The organism is Paenibacillus odorifer (genome assembly GCF_000758725.1).
GTDB classification, from domain to species: domain Bacteria; phylum Bacillota; class Bacilli; order Paenibacillales; family Paenibacillaceae; genus Paenibacillus_AQ; species Paenibacillus_AQ odorifer.
Map to the genome: position 1 here is coordinate 2939590 of NZ_CP009428.1, position 19537 is coordinate 2959126.

Below are 19537 nucleotides of genomic sequence, written 5' to 3' on the forward strand. Positions count from 1 at the left end.
TTTTCTCGTTGTAGTTATGGGAGTATGTGTTCAGTGATTAGTTAGTCGCATTAGTCGCATTAGTCGAATTAGTTACTGTAACTTGTTTTCAACCATTCCTCGTTTGACCAGGACAATTTGCCAGCCCCTGAACCGTCAACAGCGGTAAGTCTAGATTTTAGACTAACTGGGTCATCTGAAGTGTAGCTATAAGGTAGTGTTGTGAATCCGTTCCATGCAAATGCTTTAACGGCAGCGGGTGCAGGGGAGAGAGGGCTGTTCTTAGATGTACTGTCTCCTCTGAATGTTGCTCCATCTAGTGAATAGATCGTATCTAAAGCTGCGATTGCACCCGTATATTTGCTATTACTCGCATCCGCTTGATTGTTGCGAAGTGGATTCACTACATCAATGATTACAGAACTTTCAAGTAATACAGCTCCTCCTTCTGTCGAGATTGCTCCGTTACTTGTAACCCCGAAATGATACCCCTTGCTTGAGATCGCTTTTTCCATAGCGGAGGTTAGACGTTTTTTAGCCAATCTGGTATCTTCGTTGTCCATTACAATGTTATAGGCATGCGCATTACCACTACGAAGGCGGGGCATGCGGTCTTGTATATCTTTATAGTAGTTGTGATGGAGCGTCACAGAAAGAAGCGCATTATCAGCTGCAAATTCTGTTGCGCCTATTAAATGGCCCTTTTTTTGACTAGCGGCAATCGCAATGATGTCGTCTTTACTTAGGCCAACTGAGCTGCTTCTTAAATAAGCGTACATGGGATAAGCAGCCTTGTTGGCTTCCATAGCATTAATTTGCTGAGTAACCCAGCTGTTTGCGTTTCTATCATCCCCTAAGAAGGAAGACCATGAAATGGTGACGCCGTTGCTGCCTTTTTTAACATCGACAACTCCGTCATAAGATTTATTGAAGGTGCAGTGGTCGATCCATACGTTGTTGCTATTCTCAATGGTGATGTAGTCCCAGTCGTTTTTATCGTAATTTCCTTTGGTTGCTTCATCCCATTCCCACAGCTCATCAAATTCAAGGTTGCGGATGATGACGTTAGAGCTTCTTTTAAAAGTAAAAGCGGCATGTTTAAGGGTTGCACCCTTAGCAGAGAAAATGGTCAAACCGTCGAAGTTGTCTATAGACACTTTGCTGACACCAGTCTCTATTAATACGGGATGTGTTAAAGCACTGTTATGAGCGCTAAATGGGGAGATCTTTGCCGCATCAGAAATTTCATTCCATCCCAGATCCAAGTCGTTCATAATTTCAATAACCTTTATTTTGGATCCTTTTCTCAGTGCAGTGGCAAGATCTTCTGCGCTATATACCTTTTTATAGAGTGGACTGGTTTCTTGGATATTTCCACCACCTGTTGTTCCTGTGGCAAACCCAGCCAAATCATATTCACTAACCTGTACCGGTGTAGGCGTTGGTGAAACAGTTGGTATCGGCGTAGCAGTAGGTGTTGGTGTAGCAGTCGGAGTCGGTATTGCAGTCGGTATCGGCGTAGCAGTAGGTGTTGGTGTAGCAGTCGGAGTCGGTATTGCAGTCGGTATCGGTGCAGCAGTAGGTGTTGGTGTAGCAGTAGGTGTCGGTGAAGCAGTTGGTGTCTGTGAAGCAGTCGGAGTCGGTATTGTAGTTGGTGTTGGTATAGCAGTCGGAGTCGGTATAGCAGTTGGTGACGGCGTGACAGTCGGTGTCGGTGTAGTGCCATTGGTGTCAGAAACGGTCACGTTGTCGAACATCGTAATTGTCTTAAAGGTAACGAGCCCTGCTGTACCTTTTTTTAATTTGGAATCGGAAGCTGAGAGCTCCAGCGTATCATTTACATACATGTTGATGGTATTTCCGCTCATTTCAAGTTTTACATTATACCAAACTCCTGTTTGCAGAGTGTAGGGTTTGCTGGTCAAAGTTGTAGTAGATCCAGAAACCTTTTTTCTGATTTCCAGCATGCCATCATTATTATTATACAAAGAAGCTGCATAAAAATTATTTCCATCTATGTATCTGCCTGCAACATAAGTTCTGTTTGAGCCATTAAAATCAACTACTTTTACATCCGCTTCCACAGTGTAATCGCTCCAGGCTGAATCACCTGCAGAAGTACGTCCTTCTTTTGTGGCAGACTGGTAATATACGCTGTTGCCTTCGTCCTCAACAATAGTCCAATTCCCACTAGTGGATGTCCATAGATTACCGCCCTCTTCAAAGCGGTCTTGGAAGAAGGTAGAAGCACTTGCCGGATACACAATAAAAAGAGAAAAGAGCAGGGTTATGCACATAGTAACACTCACATTTTTCTTGATTGATTTTAGCAAACTCATTGTAATCCTCCTTATGTATTTATAAATTTATATTAATATAAATACATATATCGGAAATAAATATAAGTAATAATATGATTATAAAGTCCTTTTTTTAATTAGTGCTATAATAGCTTTTTGGGTATTCAACGATGAATTCTGATCTATACGAACTAGGAGTGATAGACTTGAGCGTAATCCGAATGGAGAACGTAACTAAGAAATATGAGAATACATTGATCTTTCGAGATATTTATTTTCGTGTGAGCAAGGGTGAACGTATTGGCTTAATCGGACGAAATGGAGCAGGTAAATCTACTGTTTTTAAGCTAATAATGGGAAAAGAGGAGCCAACGGCAGGAAAAGTAGAATTAGATCCCAATGTGAAGATCAGCTACTTCTCTCAATTTTCGGAGCTTTCCGGGTCTTTGTCTGTACAACAAGAGTTAGAACTTTGCTTCGAAGAGGTAGCACGCATTGAACAGGAGCTTAACCAAATAGGAGAACAGCTTGGGCAGGTGTCGGATGATGTCCAGATGAATGTACTTTTAGAGCGCCAAGCTGAGCTTTTTGGACAAATGGAGCATTTGGATGGCTGGAATGTATCTGTGGAAATCAATACGGTGCTGACTAAATTAGGATTCGATGAGAGATCGCGGCATCAACCTGTAGAGGAGTTATCCGGAGGCTGGAGGAACCGCGCGGCACTGGCTAAAGTCTTAATTGAAGGGCCTGATGTTGTATTGCTCGATGAGCCTACTAACTTTTTGGATATGGAAGGGATCGTATGGTTGGAGCAGTGGCTGCACCGTTTCAATGGGGCGATGCTTCTGGTCTCTCATGATCGGCAATTTATTGACAGAGTGGTCACGCGGACGATAGAAATCGAGAACTATCATTTCCAGGAATATGAAGGGAATTATACCGATTACGTTCGTAAAAAGAAGATGCGCAAAAAAGTGCTCGATCGGCAATTTGAGTGGGAAGAAGAACTTCTCCTTATGGAGTCTGAGGCCATTGAAAACCGCGGTAGTAAGAAGTCCTCTAAGGATCGTCTTTCGCGTAAGCTAACGGATATGAAAAAACGAGTGGAACCTCATCCAGTTAACGTATTAATCACTGATATTTATAGTAATTTACGTTTTCCTGACAAGCTGGGGGAAGTGAAGCGGATTGGACAAAGTTATGATGGCCGCTCCATCTTCCAGAACATTAGCTTCGATATTCAAAAGGAAGACCGGATAGCAATCGTGGGTCCGAACGGCAGCGGAAAGTCGACACTCATCAAAGTATTGACTGGACAAGAAGCACCGGAATCGGGGGAAGTGACTTGGGAACGCGGGGTCAGCTATGCGTACTTTAATCAGATGTGGGATGAGCTGGATCATAAAGATACTGTCAGCCATGCCGTAAATGTTTATGGACTGGGACTGGACGCACCGCGGAAAAAGGTGAATAAATTTCTATCGATGCTGCAATTCTCGGAAATGGATCTGAGCAAAACGATTGGCAGCCTTTCAGGCGGACAGCAGGCCAGAGTGGCTTTAGCGAAATGCCTTCTCTCCGGAGCTGCTGTCATTATTTTAGATGAGCCCACTAACCATTTGGATTTAACTAGTATTCAGGTGATGGAGCAGGCGTTGATTCATTTTCCTGGCGCTGTAGTAACAGTTAGTCATGATCGGTTTTTTATTGATAAAATAGCGACGAAAATGCTCACCTTTGATCCTAAATTAGGCATTACTGAGCAAAATGTCTAGGATTACGCGGGAAGACGGATGATCACTGTCGTTCCTTCACCTACGTGACTGGAAATTTCAATTCCATATTTTTCGCCAAAATGAAATTGAATACGATCATGAACATTTTTAATGCCAATATGTTCCTCATCTAAGGTATCTGAGGGTTGAGAGAGACGGAAACGAAGCTGTTTAAGTTTCTCTTCCTCGATTCCAATGCCGTTATCTTTAACGATAATCAGCATATCATCCCCCGATATCACCGAGGATACCTCAAGCAGACCTGGTTCACTGCGACTTTCTAGGCCGTGTACGATAGCATTCTCTACTATGGGCTGCAAGGAGAAGTGCATGACCTTAACGATCTCGCATTGCGGATCTAGCTGTTCCATATACTGTAATTTATCCCCAAAACGTAACTGCTGAATTTTCACATATAGCCGGACATGCTCAAGTTCTTCGCGCAAGGTAACGGTGATTTTCCCAGTCTGAATATGAATCCGAAACAATCTGCCCACGATTCCCACCATCTCGCCAATCTCTCTTTGCCCATTGATGATGGCTTTCATTTGAATTGATTCAAGGACATTTGCCAGAAAATGAGGATTGATTTGGCTTTTGAGCGCACCATACTGGGCTACCTTTTGTTGAGCCTTGGCCATCGATGATCGCTCAATATAGTTTTGCAAATCTTTTACCATTTTACGAATTCCATTATATAGAACCCCAAATTCATCTTGGCGGTTACTGTACAAATCCACATCGAAATTACCCATCCCCACCAGCTTCACCTTCCGGCTTAACAGAATAATAGGTTTGGTTACACGTTCCGAGAGGATATACATAAATAAGAGTGCAGTGACAAGCGATAAGAGCGCCAAAGTTAAAATGATTTTGCCAAGAAAAGAAGCCTGCTTAGTCATCTCTTTTTCATCAATATATTGAATGACCTTCCAGTTGGAGTAAGGAGAAGTAACAAAATTAATGTACGAATCCTTGTCATCAAAAGTACCATATAAGCTCCCGGCGTCATTGTTCATAAAAGTGTTAAGCGCCTGTTTGTCGATGGGGATAGGCTCTAAAGGACTCGTCTCCAATGAATCTGAGCTATAAACGTTGCCTCCTTTATCGTCTAAAATAATGAATTTCCGCTTGCTATTCTCGGACAGCTTTAAGATTTCACGTAATGAATCCAGCCGGATATCAATTAACATGACACCTAAGGGCTGCTTGCTTCCTTTTTTATTAATGACTCTGGCGATGGAGATGACGGATTGTTTAGAATTGGTGCGATAGAAGGGGAGATGACTTCCAAATAGGATTACACCACCCTTTTTTTGTTGCGTCTGTAAATACCAATCCTCTTGGGTGTAGTCCTTCACATCATAATCCGCACGATTGAAATTGGCGGAGTAGAATACACGTGACCCCGCGAAAATCTGCACACTGTCGACATTTTTAATCGTCATTTCAATCCCGCTGATGAACTGTTCAATCGTGTTTCCATACTGAATACTTAGATCATTCCCGATATTATCTTTGTTGATAGTCCAATGCTCGAGGGCGGTTTGTAATTGACTATCTACTTGGGCATTAAGGGTCCCTTTTTCAATACTTTGCAGATACTGGTCGATGTTGAAAGAAAGATTATTAAGGATGAGATTAGAGCTGCTTTGATATTCATTTTTGACGGCTTGATTTGAAAAAATATAGATAATCGCGGATATAATCAGCAAAGGAATGGTAATGGTCAGGATCATCAGCACAAAAATCTGCCTATTGACATGCCGCATCCGATAACGCTTTTTTGGCTGGTTTATTTGCATCATTTTGCTTACCACCCCGATTGTTTTCTATAGTCTGATGGGGTCATGTTGGTAAAAATCCGGAACGTTTTAACGAAATGCTTATAGCTTTTGTAACCACACATTGTGCAGACATCGGTCACCAGAATCTCCGGTTTTTTTAAGCATTCCTGCGCGTATTCCATACGGATTTCGGTTACAAATCGCATATAGTTCTTATCGAGTTTTCTTTTGAACAGACGGCTTAAATAAGAAGGGTTATAGAAGAATCGATCCGCTACCATTTGTAGAGTAATATCTTGATCAATATTAGCTCTAATGAAGGATTTAATATGTTCAAAGATAATCACATCCTGCTGATGGTTATCCGTCAGACCTTCGGTATAAATGTTTCCCAAATGAACCATCCAATTCCCCAGCCACTCGAACATGACCTCAAGGGAGTGGAAATCCTCTACAAAAGTGAGGTTTAAGAGTTTATCGCTGTACACACCATCCATATGAATCTGATTTTTATTAGCGAAGCGGATAATGACACTTATAATTTCTTGTAAATACGCAAGCCATAGATCAGTAGAAGAGCCATCTGTTTTATGCGAAATATCTTGTGCCAATCGTTGCGTTAATTGCAATATCTCTTGTTTATTGGCGTTTTCGATGCAGGAGATTATTCGTTTCTTATCGTTGTCATCTAGTTGAATAAGCGTTGGTTTAGTAGCTGTGGCGCCTGCCTTTATGGATGAGATATGGAATATATTGCGCTCTTTCTGATAGAAGCGCTGATATAACAGCTTTTCAGACTCGTGAAGTAATGAAGTGATTTGAGATAGTTCGTTCGTTACTGTGCCTATAGCAAGATAAAGGGCAAAATGATGTTCTAGTGTAAGCTTGTTCAAATGCTGATCGAGTTCAGTAAGTACTTGTGTCTCAAAAGGGATAGTGCTCGTTGCAGTCTGTGATCCCATGACTATTAGCCCGTATAGTTTGGATTTAGCAGAATATGTAAAAATAGATCGTGGCAGATCTGCCGGGAGATAGGCCTCCGTAGCAAGATGTATAAACTTAGTAGCCTGTTCTCTCATCCACAAGGTGGATTGTAAAGGAGTTTCTCTGATAAGGAAACCTGCCAAAACAAAAGGGAGATACAAATAATGTTTACTTTTGAAACTACATAATTCAGCGATTAAATTAGTGTCCATTGCAGGTTGTTCTTCTTCCAGTAGTAGCTTTATAAGTTGTGAGCCTTCCAGAGTAGAACGTTTTCTTTGTTCTTGTTGTTTAAGTTGCAGCTTGTTCATGCATTCTTGAATCACGGTTAGACTTTCTTCATATTCCAAAGGTTTGAGCAAAAAAGCATGTACACTCCCAAGTTTGATGGCTCGTTGAGCGTATTCGAAATCATTAAATCCCGTCAAAATGATAAACAAAGTATCAGGAAGGAATTGGCGAAGCTCTTCGATCATCTGAAGACCATCCATTTCGGGCATGCGAATATCAGTGATCACTAAATCTGGCTGCTCACGCAGTGCGGTAACGAAGCCTTCTTTTCCATTCTCCGCTTCAACAATACTCTGAACACCAAGCTCCTGCCACGAAAAGTAATGTTTTAATCCCGTCCGTATTAACGGTTCATCCTCTACAATCATAAGCTTGTACATGAAATCCCTCCGGAAGACTAGATTTATAGTGGATTATTCAACATCGATACCATCAAATGTAAGTTATAAGCTAAAAATTAAAATAATTATAGGTGAATATGTAATGTATTATAACATTGAAGAGGGACTGAAAGAAGGTATAGGTCAGAATACGACCCTAAATGTAAAAGGAGTGGGATTCTCCTAAATTTATAATTGATTTATGATTAGCGCAAGGAATGATAAAGTATTTTATTCCACAAAAATAATAGGGGGTAGCACATGAGAGCAATGAAAAAAGGGCTAATGAGCATTGTTGGTGTCGCACTTTTAGGTACACAGTTAGTTGCATGCGGAAATACGAATACAGCGAATTCCGCCAATGAACCAAGTAATAATACTGATAAGAGTGAGCCCGCGGCCACTGAGACTGCTGCTAAACCAGCAGAAATAACATGGTGGAATTTTCCGAGCTTTCAAGCTTTAGATGGTGAAGTTGGCAAATATGAGAAGGAAATCATTGCAGCTTTTAATGAGAAGAATCCGGAAATTAAAGTCAACCTTGAGATGATCACATTTGAAGGCGGCCCTGAAAAACTGAATGTGGCGATTGCTTCGAATACCGCACCTGATGTAATTTATGATGCTCCTGGACGGATTATTGACTGGGGTAAAAAGGACTTATTAGCACCTCTTAATGATATGGTGACCGATGAAGTGAAAAATGATATTTCGGAAGCCTTTTGGAAGCAGTCTAGTGTTGGCGATGAGACCTTTATGTACCCGATCAATACAGCTCCTTTTATGATGGCGGTAAACAAGACCGTTTTTGAGAAGATTGGCGCGCTAGATTTGCTTCCTCTGGATAAGGAAGATCGAACTTGGACGTTTGAAGAATATAAGAAAGCGCTGGAAGCAGTTAAAGAAAAAGCACCTGATGTTATCCCTACCGGATTCTTCGCGAAGAGCCAAGCTGGAGATCAAGGAACTCGTGCATATCTTGCTAACTTAGGTGTATCCAGATTTCTAAATGAAGATAATTCGGCAGTCGCTATCAATACTGATAATGCTGCAAAAGCGTTGGATTGGATCGTTCAAGCTACAAAAGATAAACTTAGCGTTTCTGGTGCGGCTTCCCTTGCGGCTGCTGACGTGAACGACTTATTTTTACAAGGGAAATTAGCCTTTACACTCAACTATTCTGCAGTACTTAAAGCTCAGAACGTATCTAAAAAAATGGTTGAATTCGAAGATGTTCTGCTTCCATTCCCTACTTTAGATGGATCGGAACCTAAGCTTGAACCTTACCTCGGCGGTATGGCTGTATTCAATAATGGTGATGAAGCTAAGATTACAGCTTCTAAGAAGCTGATTGATTTTATTGCTAATGATCCTGTATGGGGGAAGAAAAACTTGATTCAAACAGGTGGTCTGTCTGTTCGTAATTCGATTACAGGCCTCTATGATGATGCAGAGTACAAATACGCTGAGTATGCTCGTAAATTCACAACAGATGCACCTACCATTGCCGATGGATATGCTGATATTCGTACTTTCTGGTTCCCTGAATTACAACGTGCTTTAACTGGAGGAGCAACCGGTAAAGAAGCTTTGGACAGCTTTGCTGCAAAAGCAAACGAAGCGATTACGAAAGCAAAGGCTGCAATGAAATAAAAAAAGTGAATGGTGTCTAAAAGAATAGAGTGCGGCAAGCACTCTTTTCTTTTTAAATCATTGAAGAAATGGGGAAGGACTGTGGGGACAACGGTTCGCAAAATAAAAGGTTATGTGATTCGTGACTGGATGATGAGTTATCTCTTTTTAGTGCCGGCATTTGGGTTTTTCCTGCTTTTTGTGGCTTATCCGATGGTGAAAGGGGTCTATATTAGTTTCTTTGATTACTCCTTGAGAGATTTCAGCTTTATTGGCCTCGATAATTATATCTCCTTAATAAAAGATGATAACTTCAGGAAGTCGATGGGAAATACATTATTGCTTGTACTCATCACTGTACCCATCGTTATTATTTTCTCGTTATTTATCTCTATGAATATTTATAAGAAAAAAGAGTTTGCCAGATCGTTTTTCCGTGGAGTGTTCTATTTGCCGGCTGTATCCTCGGTTGTAAGCATCACAGTCGTTTGGGGCTGGATTTATCATCCGAACTATGGGATTCTAAATTATTTGACCAGCTTTTTGGGAATGGAGCCTATATCCTGGTTAGGAGATACGAGGACTGCACTGCTTGCAATTATCGTGGTTCTGATAACGACCTCTGTTGGGCAGCCGATCATTTTATATGTGGCATCTATTGGGAACATTCCTACTTCTTACATAGAAGCAGCTGAGATTGATCGAGCGACGCCTTGGCAGATTTTCCGGAAAATATTATGGCCAATGCTAATGCCAACGAACTTATATATTATCGTGATTACCACGATCAACACCTTTCAATGTTTTGCGCTAATTCAGTTGCTCACCTCGGGTGGACCTGTGTATAGCACATCGACTGTTATGTATGGCGTTTACGAACAAGCCTTTATGCTCGGTCATTTTGGATATGCCTCGGCGATGGGTGTCATCCTTGCGATTGTGATCGGGATCATTTCTATCATTCAATTCAAATACTTTGGCAGTGATGTTGAGTATTAAGGAGGGGACATCATGAATTCTACGAATCCGTTAGAACTGACAGCACCTATTGGCCAATCTAAGAAAGTAAGCAAATGGAAAAAAGAATTGACGATTCCAAAAATATTAGCGACCTTCCTGTTGATTCTAGCAACGTTGTTTTTTATCTTCCCTTTTTATTGGGTGGTTTCAGGGGCATTTAAGCTTCAGACTGTGGCAACAACGATCCCCCCGGAATGGTTTCCGGCTAAGCCGACTCTGCAAAACTGGACCGAGTTATTTAAGAATCCCGTTGAGCGCTGGATGTTTAACAGTTTCATCATTGCTTTTTGTGAAATGGCAGCGATTTGTATCGTTTCTTCCTGTGCTGGATATGTGCTAGCCAAAAAGTCTTTTCCTGGCCGAGGGATTATCTTTACGATGTTTGTTGCCGCTATGGCATTGCCTAAGCAAGTTATTCTTGTCCCGCTGTTTACGATGCTTGCAGATTTTGGGTGGGTCAACACGTATAAAGGGCTTATTTTACCAGCGATTGGCTGGCCATTTGGAGTCTTCCTAATGAAGCAGTTCGCGCAGACGATTCCAGGAGAATTAATTGAAGCAGCCAAAATAGATGGCAGCTCTGAGATTCGTTTGTTCGGAACCATCATTTTACCTTTGTTAAAGCCTGCAATAGGGGCACTGGCAATCTTTACCTTCATCACTTCTTGGAATGATTATTTCAGTCAGCTGATCATGACCAGATCGACTTCAATGATGACATTACCACTTGGGGTAGCGACTCTTCGGGGTGAATTCACAACAAACTATGGACTGCTTATGGCGGGTGCTGCGTTAGCCTCTATTCCTATGATTGCAATTTTTCTAATGTTCCAAAAAGCCTTTACCCAAGGGATTACTATGGGGGCTGTAAAAGGTTAATTATTCTTATAACAACGAAAATTAGTAGTATGAATTAAACGATGGAGGCTGTAATTTATGAAATCATATGATCTTGAATCCTTTAAAGGCATTATTATTGCTATGTACTCCAGTTATGATGCTGAGGGGGAAATCGATAAAGAAGCAGCCCGAAAATTAGCTCGTCAGTATGCTTCTACGGGAGTAAAAGGTCTTTATGTTGGCGGAAGCTCTGGCGAAGGTATGCTGCAATCTGTAGAAGAACGCAAACAAATGCTCGAGGCAGTTATAGCAGAGGTTGGAAAAGAGCTTACAATCATTGCTCACGTGGGTGCCCCATCTACAAGAGACAGTGTTGAACTAGCTATCCATGCTGAGAAAGTTGGCGCACATGCCGTATCGGCTGTTCCAGCGATCTATTATCGTCTGTCACCGGAAAGTGTTGAAAGTCATTGGCAGGCGATTATTGATAGTACGGCGCTTCCATTTATTATCTATCACATCCCGCAAACTACAGGCTTTCAATTATCGAAAAGCTTGCTGATTAAGATGGCAGCTCAGGATAAAGTAATCGGGGTGAAAATTTCGGCGGAGAGCACGTTTGAGCTTCAGCAATTTAAAGCCGCAGGCGGGAAGGATTTTCTAGTCTTAAATGGACCAGATGAGCAGTATTTGGCGGGCCGCAGTATTGGGGCAGATGGCGGGATTGGTGGAACTTATGGGGTGATGCCCGAGTTATTCCTAAAAGTGGAACAATGTTATGTGCAAGGAGAGATGGCTGAGGCGCAGAAATGGCAGTTTATCATCAATGATCTCATTGTTGAATTGCTTTCCTTTCCTTCATTATATGGTGCGTGTAAAGCGATCCTTAGTGTGCGCGGATTTGAAACAGGTCAGCCAAGAATGCCGCTTTTACCGATTAAGGATTCCGATCAGGAGCGGGTGGAAGCTCTGAACAATAGAATATTAGATTATATTCTTGAAGCGAAGGGATAGGGTTAATAATGACTCGAATAAGTGATATCTTTCCGGTGAAAGGTCTGATTGTTTCCTGTCAGGCACTTGAGCATGAGCCGCTTCATGGTGGGGATACAATGGCTAAAATGGCAAGAGCAGCGGTTCAATCAGGAGCTATAGGAATCCGGACAAATGGTGTTCCAGATATTGTAGCTATCAAAAAAGAAGTAAATGTACCGGTCATTGGACTTATTAAACGGGATATTCCCGGATCAGCCATATTTATAACACCAACCTTAGATGAAGTGAAGGCGATTGTTTCTGCAAAAGCAGAGATTGTTGCGCTTGATGTAACGAATCGGGAAGAACGCTTAGAGTCAGTAAAGCCATTAATAGAATATGCACATCTGAGAGGTGTGCTGGTTATGGCGGATATTTCGACATTTGAGGAAGGGCTTGCCGCTGAGAAATTAGGTGTGGATTTCATCGGTACCACGCTTTCAGGCTACACCCCATACAGTACACAGCAAGAAGGACCGGACCTTGTCTTAATTCAACAATTAAGCAAATTAGTGAACATTCCTGTTGTTGCGGAAGGACGGATATGGACACCGGAAGACGCAGCAAAAGCTAAGAATGCGGGGGCATCCTATGTTGTTGTAGGAAGTGCAATTACTAGGCCACAATTGATCACTTCGAGATATGTTAAGGCCGTGAGCAATTTCAATGACTGACGGAGGTGAGTCCGCGATGGAAGGGTATGATCCTCATATAGAATATGCGATCGGAGTAGATATTGGCGGCACGAAAATTAATGCCGGACTCGTCTCTTCACAAGGGGACGTTTTACATACTGTAAGCCTAAGCACATTGGCTGGACAGACGAAAACAATAGATCGCATTATACTAGCTATTCGGACATTAATGGATGAAATAACAGCACAACAAGCGGGAATTCAACTCCAAGGAATTGGCGTAGGATCAGCAGGGCAAATGGATTGGGAGGCGGGACGTGTCCGTTCCGCTTCGGAGCTTATCCCTGGCTATGCTGGCACAGCTTTGAAGGATTTGCTTCAGACACAGTTTCATCTTCCGGTAATCGTTGATAATGACGTGAATGTATTAGCATTAACAGAGAAATATTTAGGCTCAGGCAAAGAGGTAAAAGACTTTATCTGTCTTGCCCTTGGTACGGGCGTGGGTGGAGCGATAGTCGTAGACGGCCATCTTGTCCACGGTTCTTGGGGTGGGGCTGGAGAGTTAGGGCATATGTCCGTAGATTTCAAAGGACCTGCATGCGTTTGTGGTGGAACAGGCTGTTTGGAGCAGTATGCTTCAGGCACAAGTATCGCACGTCGCATGCGCGACAAGCTTTTATTACATAACCAGTCCCCAGAGAATGTAGACTCACGGGAAGTGATAGCGAGATGGCGGGCAGGTGACTCTCTGGCTACAGCGTTAATGGAAGACACGATTGCTGCGCTCGGATCCGCGATTGCTTCATTAATCCATATTTTTAACCCTAAAGTCATCGTCATTGGCGGTGGAGTTGCTGAAGCAGGCGAACTTTTGTTTGAAGGCATTAGAAGGGAAGTAAAGGGCAGAGTAATGCCATCGATGCTGGAAAATGTTCGTATTGAAGCAGCCTATCATGGTAATTTATGTGGAATGATCGGTGCGGGGCTGCAGATGTGGGAGTATAGTCCCGATAAAGTAAAGAGAGCAGAGCTATAAGGGTCTATTCACCATCTATCTGTATAGAAAGTCACGGGGAGCAATACGTAGAAGCATTTAATTGTAATTCGTACAACTATATTTCTCGAATCCCTCAAGCCGATGGATATAAGTGTATTTTGTACAGCTATTTTCTTGATTTACAGCCTTAGTGGTGGCTTCTCGTGTTTTTAGTTGTATAAAATGCAACTAAAGTCAAAATGATTGCATTTGCCTACGAAATAACTGTATAGAATACATTTATTCCATTCCTCAGATTCCCCTGAGATCCGGTGTAATTGAGCCATTGAAGATTGATTAGTGTTTTGGGATTGATTAATTTTTTAAATAATTAAGTTAGAACCACATGTGAATAATACTCCATGTGGTTTCTTTTATTAGTTATAGCCCACCCCAGTACCCAATGCCGAATGAACCCTTCGTTCAACCATCAACACAATTAACCTATGTTATAGAGAGCAGTTTTTCGCTTTTTACGTTGAATTTATGATGGTGATTCATTAATGTGAGTATATCACACGATATCGCTACGACGAATTCAATGTGTCCAAAGACTCGGGGAAATTCGACCTTAACTGGTCCGGCTCGGATAAACTTGTTTGACCAAACCAGCCTAGCTAAGATTTTAATTAGGCTTAAGAAATACAAGATATCCAATTTGTATCCCTTAACTTATATAACAAAGGATGGGCAAACTATGGTCGATTATAATAACAACGAAGGAATAGGCGGTTTTCAACAAGGTAGCTATCGTCCATTAGCCATTCATCCCATTGATGCGAATTGGACCAGACAATCCCGATTCAGAGCTCCAACATCGCTTTCAGTTTTGAAGCGAGTTGTTGACTCGGGGCGGCCGGATTTTTCATATGGATTAAGCTCGTTTACAGTGGATGAACAAGGGAGAGCCATTTTAGCTGTGGGGCAGGGTGATTTCGAGCTTAATCATCAATACGGCAAACCATATTTACCTGTGTACATATGAAGATGAGTCACAAATTATTGGGAGACTCTATGCTTTTGACGCGGATGGAACCATAAGATGGGTTTACAAGTGCTCGTCCATATTTTGGTGCGATCCGGTTATTTCCCGTGAAGGAATCATATATGTTGGTCAAAATGTGAATTCCAAACTTTATGCTTTTAGTCCTGATGGAGAGTTGTTGTGGGAGAAACGGATGGGTCAAGGAGAAGGGCACCGTCCCCCTGTCATAGATCAGGATGGGGTTATGTATTGGTGTCTTTCTAGCCAGTTATATGCCATTGCTCCGGATGGCGAAGTGAAATGGATATACCAACCGGAGGAAAGTTACGGTGACACCAGCCCTTCCCTGGGCGCAGACGGTAATTTATACGTAAATTTGACCGGCGGGGAATTCATTTGTTAGGTGGTTGAATAATGGGAACTTCATTTGCTAATCTCCACGTGTTTACAAACGATAAGGAAGCCGTGCTGAAGAGCTTGAAACGGCTAAGACCTAAAGGAAGCTACTACATCGGGCAGTCCCAAGGCTGGACAACAGTACTGGGGGAGAAGTTCAACTGGGAAACGATTGGTGAAAGCGCCAGATCTTTGTCTAACTTGATCTCTTCCCTTGTACTTGCTATAGGATACTTTGATGATGAAGTGTTGGAAATTTTCATTTATCAGAATGGGGAAATGCTGGACAGATATGCTGGAGGTGATGTTCTAGAAGAATATGAAATGGAGCCGGAGACTTTTGACTACGCTGCAGTCGTCGAACGTTTGGGGTTGACCGTTTCGCCCGATTCTTTGGGTGTCATGTTCCAGAATGATGATGTCCGGGAGATTGTAGAGCAACTGGAGACTGTTGTGCCTGCTCCGCTTATTCTGAAATATGACTGGGTAGAGGACGATGAGTCGTTTGGTGGGGAATTTGTTCACGTCCGCAGAGACCTTCAAACTATCAAAGCCTAAGAGGATTTGCTCCGGCACAGTGAATTATATAGTCCTAATTAGAAAAGTATTTTTTTTATAAAATGCTATAGATATGATAGGGAAAGCTAAATGAAAGGGAATTTTTCTTTTATAGTTCGTGATGAAAATATAGATTTTGAGGAAATAAGTAAAAGGTTAGATCTATCACCAACTTCAATTATTAAAAAGGGGCAATACATTAGAGATGGTGGGAGAACAAAAGCGCTGTAGCTCAAATCATAATTCGATTTTGATGGAAGGAGCATTAATATTAAGAAAACCACCTTGTCATCCATAATTCTTGCTGTAGTAATGTGTACAGTAGCAGCTTGTACTAACAAGGAGCCAACATTTGAAAACCACATAAACGAAACTAAGCCAATCGAAAATCAACACAGCATTTCTTATGAATTATCTCCGGAGTTATATACTTACAATGAACAAATTAATATTAACTATCCGCAAATATCTATTTTTGGAAAACCGAATGAACAAGAGAAGTTAAATGAAATGATCAAGGAACGTGCTTATAGTTATTTGGATAATTACTCTCCGGAGGAAAAAGAGACCTTTAGTTTAGATATGGATTATTCTGTATCTTTAGAAAATGAAGGCTTACTAAGTATTCAGTTTTCAGGATACAGTTATGTTGAAGGTGCTGCTCATCCTGTAGATATTTTTGATACTATAAATATTGATATGAAGAAATTTGAACCCCTACAATTAACTGATATCGTGACCATCGATGCGGAATTTTTGAAGGAGCTGAAGGAAAGTGAACTTCAATCCGATATTATTGAGCAAAAGAATATTCTTACTGAAAGATCAGATGAGGAATGGCTGACTTCACTTCAGCACGCAGATACTAGTGGAGCGGATATAAGATGGTACTTGACGGAGAATACGCTGGGGATAAGTGTGCAGATTTCTCATGCTATCGGAGATCATGCTGAGTTTGAAATCAAGTATGACAAACTGAAGCCTAAGCTGAATACTTTTTTCTTCCAGAAATAATAGAGCCTATTAAATTCCCTTGATTTAATAGAATAATTTACCGATAATGTTAATGGGGAACCCAGAATCAAATCCGTCATGAAGCAGGAGGCACTATCGGACAATGATGACTTTAATGAACATGGTGCGGGGAACGGAGAACGATCTTCCTGCTAAAGAAATGATTAAGTATTGGAATCATGAGCCTGGAACTTTAAAGATGGTAAGGGCCAGTAGCAATTTTATTTATACCTTTCAGTGGAATGGTAAACGCTTTTATTTAAGGTTTACTCATGAAGAGGATAATTCTGCAGACAATATCCAGGCAGAGCTGGATTTTATGATGTATTTATTAGAGCAAGGTTATGAGACCGTCGCTCCTGTGCGTTCTAAGTCTGGCAATTGGATTGAAACGTTGTTAACGAATCACGGGCGATACCACGGGGTAGTTTTTGAACAGGCCCAGGGTGAATATGTTTCACTTGATGAGATGAAGGAACCTCATTTTTATCAATGGGGCCAATCGCTTGCACGTCTGCATAATTTTTCGGAAACCTATGCACCGAGCACGCCTTATCGCAAAAGCTGGGTCGATTCATTGAATTTTATTTATTCCGTATTGAGCAGGCATCCTGAGGAGCATAAGGCGCTTAAGGAATATGAGCGGATTGAAGCTTGGTTATCAGAGCTCCCTTTTGGAGTGGGGCATACTGGGCTCGTACATTATGATTTTGAGATGGATAATATCTTTTATATGCAAGAAGAATCCCGCTACAGTGCCATCGATTTTGATGACTCTATGTATCACTGGTTTGCGATGGATATTACATCGGCGTTAAGAGACCTGACGGAATCGGATGATGATAAAAGTAGAAGAAACATTGACCATTTTATTAGTGGATATAGATCGGTTAAGCAGCTAGATGATGAGTATATTAAGTTGATACCTGAATTTCAAAGATTTGCAGACTTATACAGTTTTGCTAGATTACTTCGGTGTATGGAGAATTCGGATGATTCTATTTTCCCGGATTGGGCGCAACAGCTTAAACTGAAATTAGAAAGAGTTTGTGACCGATTACGAACCGGCTTTCAACCACATATAGTGCTGAAGGATATCACTGAAAAAAACTGGTACGCTTGTACTCAATTAGAAGTATCGGATGAGCAAAAGGCTATTTTTCCTGTACCGGTGGTCTATTGGTTAGCAGAAGCAGCTTATTGTGGTATGACCCCGCTCGCTTTATACGCAGATGAAGAATTGGTAGGTTTCTCTGTGTATAGCGTAGATCCTGAGGACGGAAGTTATTGGATTATGGCTTTTATGATTGACCAGAGATACCAGAACAGGGGTTTAGGCAGAACGGGTATGGATACCTTAATTCGTTATATTAAAGCAGAACATCATTGCGACAAAATCGTTATTGGCCATCGGATCGAGAACGAACGTGCTTCGAATTTATATACATCACTCGGGTTCGTTGAAGTCAGTAGGGACGAGGTTGAAGTTATACGAGGGTTGGTAGTGTAGAAAGGGAGAAGCCGCCAAAGGTTTGGCGGCTCTTTTTTTATATAAGGAAATAAGATTAATCTACAGAGCCGGTAGTCAGCAGCTGATCAAAAGAGACAGGGAATAGTGGCTCAATCAGCGATAAAATTGCTTTTGCATACTCCTGAATTTCTTTCTGAGCGTCATGCTCCAGTCTTTGATTTAAAAAATGAGCTACAGATTGAACTGAAGCTGTCCAGTACCAACGAACGAATAATCCATAAGCAGGTAGAAACAGTCTTGCTTGTTCAGCACATATGCCATCTGCTAAAGCTGCTTCATACTTAGATAATCCTAACTCGGTGTATTCTTGAAGCTCGCGGGTGTATTTTTCACCAAGCTCCCATGCAATGATGTCGCCACTGCCTTGTTTGGAATTCTCTGGTTTGGATCTCCATTCTCCCGCAGCAGGTTGATAAAAGACGGGTTCTTCTGTAATGTATCTTCTGCTGGATTCGTTCCAGGCTTCCAAGCTATCCCCAGTACCTTCGTAATGAGCAGAACCGACTACGTATTTCCACCACTGTCTCGCAACCATTAATGGGGCATAAACCTCAAATTGAGTGATGGCATGGCGGAAAGGAGAGGTATGTCCTTCACGGGCAAGGAATTTTATTAGTTTAATATCCCGATCACTAAGCTCAAAAGATTGTTTAGCATAAGATACACGCGCAGCGTTAGCAACCGTTAAATCTGAGCCCATATGATCTACTAATCTTACATAACCTTCATTTAAAACTTTGATTGTTGTCAATTTAATGTAGCCTCCTTTTCTAGAGCAGAGTAAATGAACTCGTCACACCATTGTTGATTGCAAAATCTAGTCTCTCTGAGGATTCCATCTCTAATCATTCCTGCTCTAATCATAACTTTTTCAGATTGAAGATTCTCTGCATTGGCATATGCAACGACTCTATGGGCATTAAGAGAGCTAAAGGCGTAACCTATCAGTGTTTTGACGGCTTCAGTCGCATAGCCCATTTTCCAGTATTCCGGCAGTAGGACCCAGCCAATCTCCCATTCTCTGATCTCTTCCTAATTTAACTTTATACTTACGTTACCTATGGGTGTTCTATTTTGCTTAGTACATACTGCTAAATCATAATGCTCACGCGGATCGCTGGTAGTCTGAGTCAGAATCGACAGGAAGTTCTCTTTAATTTGTTTGGCATCTGGTGCGGTATTTTCATATTTGTGAGACAAAGGATTAAGTTCCAGTTCTTCATAAAAAGAAAAATCATCGCTTGTATAATCTCTTAATATCAATCTGTCGGCTATTATCTCCACGGGCTAACACCTCCTAATCCATGATTATAATGGAAGACTCTGTAATTATCACGGAGTAAATTCACTAGA

The 19537-nt window shown here is 41.6% G+C and carries 18 protein-coding genes; 12 read left to right on the forward strand and 6 right to left on the reverse strand.

Going from position 1 to position 19537, the window contains the following annotated elements; all coding sequences use genetic code 11:
* Positions 1-68: 68 nt before the first annotated feature.
* Complete coding sequence (locus PODO_RS12615) at positions 69-2318, reverse strand: pectate lyase family protein (protein ID WP_244886476.1); 2250 nt, start codon at positions 2316-2318, stop codon at positions 69-71.
* A 167-nt stretch (positions 2319-2485) separates the two neighbouring features.
* On the opposite strand from PODO_RS12615, the gene PODO_RS12620 reads away from it, so the two are divergent.
* Positions 2486-4057: an ABC-F family ATP-binding cassette domain-containing protein gene (locus PODO_RS12620; protein WP_038570486.1), complete on the forward strand. Its 1572-nt coding sequence runs from the start codon at positions 2486-2488 to the stop codon at positions 4055-4057.
* A 2-nt stretch (positions 4058-4059) separates the two neighbouring features.
* Here PODO_RS12620 and PODO_RS12625 read toward each other — a convergent pair whose 3' ends face one another.
* Positions 4060-5865 (reverse strand): cache domain-containing sensor histidine kinase, encoded by a 1806-nt coding sequence (locus tag PODO_RS12625; protein ID WP_036686357.1) that lies wholly within the window; start codon positions 5863-5865, stop codon positions 4060-4062.
* A gap of 5 nt (positions 5866-5870) precedes the next feature.
* The gene (locus PODO_RS12630) at positions 5871-7499 is read right to left on the reverse strand and encodes a response regulator transcription factor (RefSeq protein WP_038570489.1); all 1629 of its coding nucleotides are present in this window, start codon (positions 7497-7499) and stop codon (positions 5871-5873) included.
* A gap of 261 nt (positions 7500-7760) precedes the next feature.
* Here PODO_RS12630 and PODO_RS12635 point away from each other — a divergent pair, with 261 nt between their 5' ends.
* The 11 genes from PODO_RS12635 (at position 7761) to PODO_RS30540 (ending at position 18163) form a co-directional block, all read left to right on the forward strand.
* Complete coding sequence (locus PODO_RS12635; protein ID WP_038570491.1) at positions 7761-9152, forward strand: ABC transporter substrate-binding protein; 1392 nt, start codon at positions 7761-7763, stop codon at positions 9150-9152.
* 60 nt (positions 9153-9212) lie between these two features.
* Positions 9213-10130 carry a carbohydrate ABC transporter permease gene (locus tag PODO_RS12640; RefSeq protein WP_425311679.1) on the forward strand — a complete coding sequence of 306 codons (918 nt, stop codon included), beginning with the start codon at positions 9213-9215 and terminating at the stop codon, positions 10128-10130.
* A 12-nt stretch (positions 10131-10142) separates the two neighbouring features.
* The gene (locus tag PODO_RS12645; RefSeq protein WP_052096997.1) at positions 10143-11030 is read left to right on the forward strand and encodes a carbohydrate ABC transporter permease; all 888 of its coding nucleotides are present in this window, start codon (positions 10143-10145) and stop codon (positions 11028-11030) included.
* A 57-nt stretch (positions 11031-11087) separates the two neighbouring features.
* A complete protein-coding gene (locus PODO_RS12650; RefSeq protein ID WP_038570494.1) occupies positions 11088-12005 on the forward strand; it encodes a dihydrodipicolinate synthase family protein in 918 nt (305 codons plus the stop codon).
* Between the two features lie 8 nt (positions 12006-12013).
* Positions 12014-12700 (forward strand): N-acetylmannosamine-6-phosphate 2-epimerase, encoded by a 687-nt coding sequence (locus tag PODO_RS12655; protein ID WP_038570497.1) that lies wholly within the window; start codon positions 12014-12016, stop codon positions 12698-12700.
* Between the two features lie 16 nt (positions 12701-12716).
* Positions 12717-13700, forward strand: a complete 984-nt coding sequence (locus tag PODO_RS12660; protein WP_038570499.1) for an ROK family protein — start codon at positions 12717-12719, stop codon at positions 13698-13700.
* Between the two features lie 697 nt (positions 13701-14397).
* Positions 14398-14685: a hypothetical protein gene (locus tag PODO_RS31080; protein ID WP_038570504.1), complete on the forward strand. Its 288-nt coding sequence runs from the start codon at positions 14398-14400 to the stop codon at positions 14683-14685.
* Positions 14630-15088, forward strand: a complete 459-nt coding sequence (locus PODO_RS31885; RefSeq protein WP_076101723.1) for an outer membrane protein assembly factor BamB family protein — start codon at positions 14630-14632, stop codon at positions 15086-15088. Before PODO_RS31080 ends, PODO_RS31885 begins: the two co-directional genes overlap by 56 nt.
* Positions 15089-15099: 11 nt before the next feature.
* Entirely contained in the window at positions 15100-15639 is a 540-nt protein-coding gene (locus PODO_RS12675) for a hypothetical protein (protein ID WP_038570510.1), read from the forward strand.
* A 285-nt stretch (positions 15640-15924) separates the two neighbouring features.
* The gene (locus PODO_RS12680) at positions 15925-16653 is read left to right on the forward strand and encodes a DUF4163 domain-containing protein (protein WP_038570513.1); all 729 of its coding nucleotides are present in this window, start codon (positions 15925-15927) and stop codon (positions 16651-16653) included.
* A gap of 103 nt (positions 16654-16756) precedes the next feature.
* Entirely contained in the window at positions 16757-18163 is a 1407-nt protein-coding gene (locus PODO_RS30540) for a GNAT family N-acetyltransferase (RefSeq protein ID WP_080742481.1), read from the forward strand.
* A 55-nt stretch (positions 18164-18218) separates the two neighbouring features.
* On the opposite strand, the gene thyX is transcribed toward PODO_RS30540, so the two are convergent.
* From thyX to PODO_RS12705, 3 genes are read right to left on the reverse strand one after another with little or no spacing between them, the layout of a single operon-like run.
* Positions 18219-18935 (reverse strand): FAD-dependent thymidylate synthase, encoded by a 717-nt coding sequence (thyX, locus tag PODO_RS12695; RefSeq protein WP_038570515.1) that lies wholly within the window; start codon positions 18933-18935, stop codon positions 18219-18221.
* Positions 18932-19210 carry a GNAT family N-acetyltransferase gene (locus PODO_RS32315; protein WP_425311691.1) on the reverse strand — a complete coding sequence of 93 codons (279 nt, stop codon included), beginning with the start codon at positions 19208-19210 and terminating at the stop codon, positions 18932-18934. The genes thyX and PODO_RS32315 overlap by 4 nt, the downstream gene beginning before the upstream one ends.
* A 6-nt stretch (positions 19211-19216) precedes the next feature.
* On the reverse strand, positions 19217-19468 hold the full coding sequence (locus PODO_RS12705) for a GNAT family N-acetyltransferase (RefSeq protein ID WP_038570520.1): 252 nt from the start codon (positions 19466-19468) through the stop codon (positions 19217-19219).
* Positions 19469-19537: the final 69 nt, after the last annotated feature.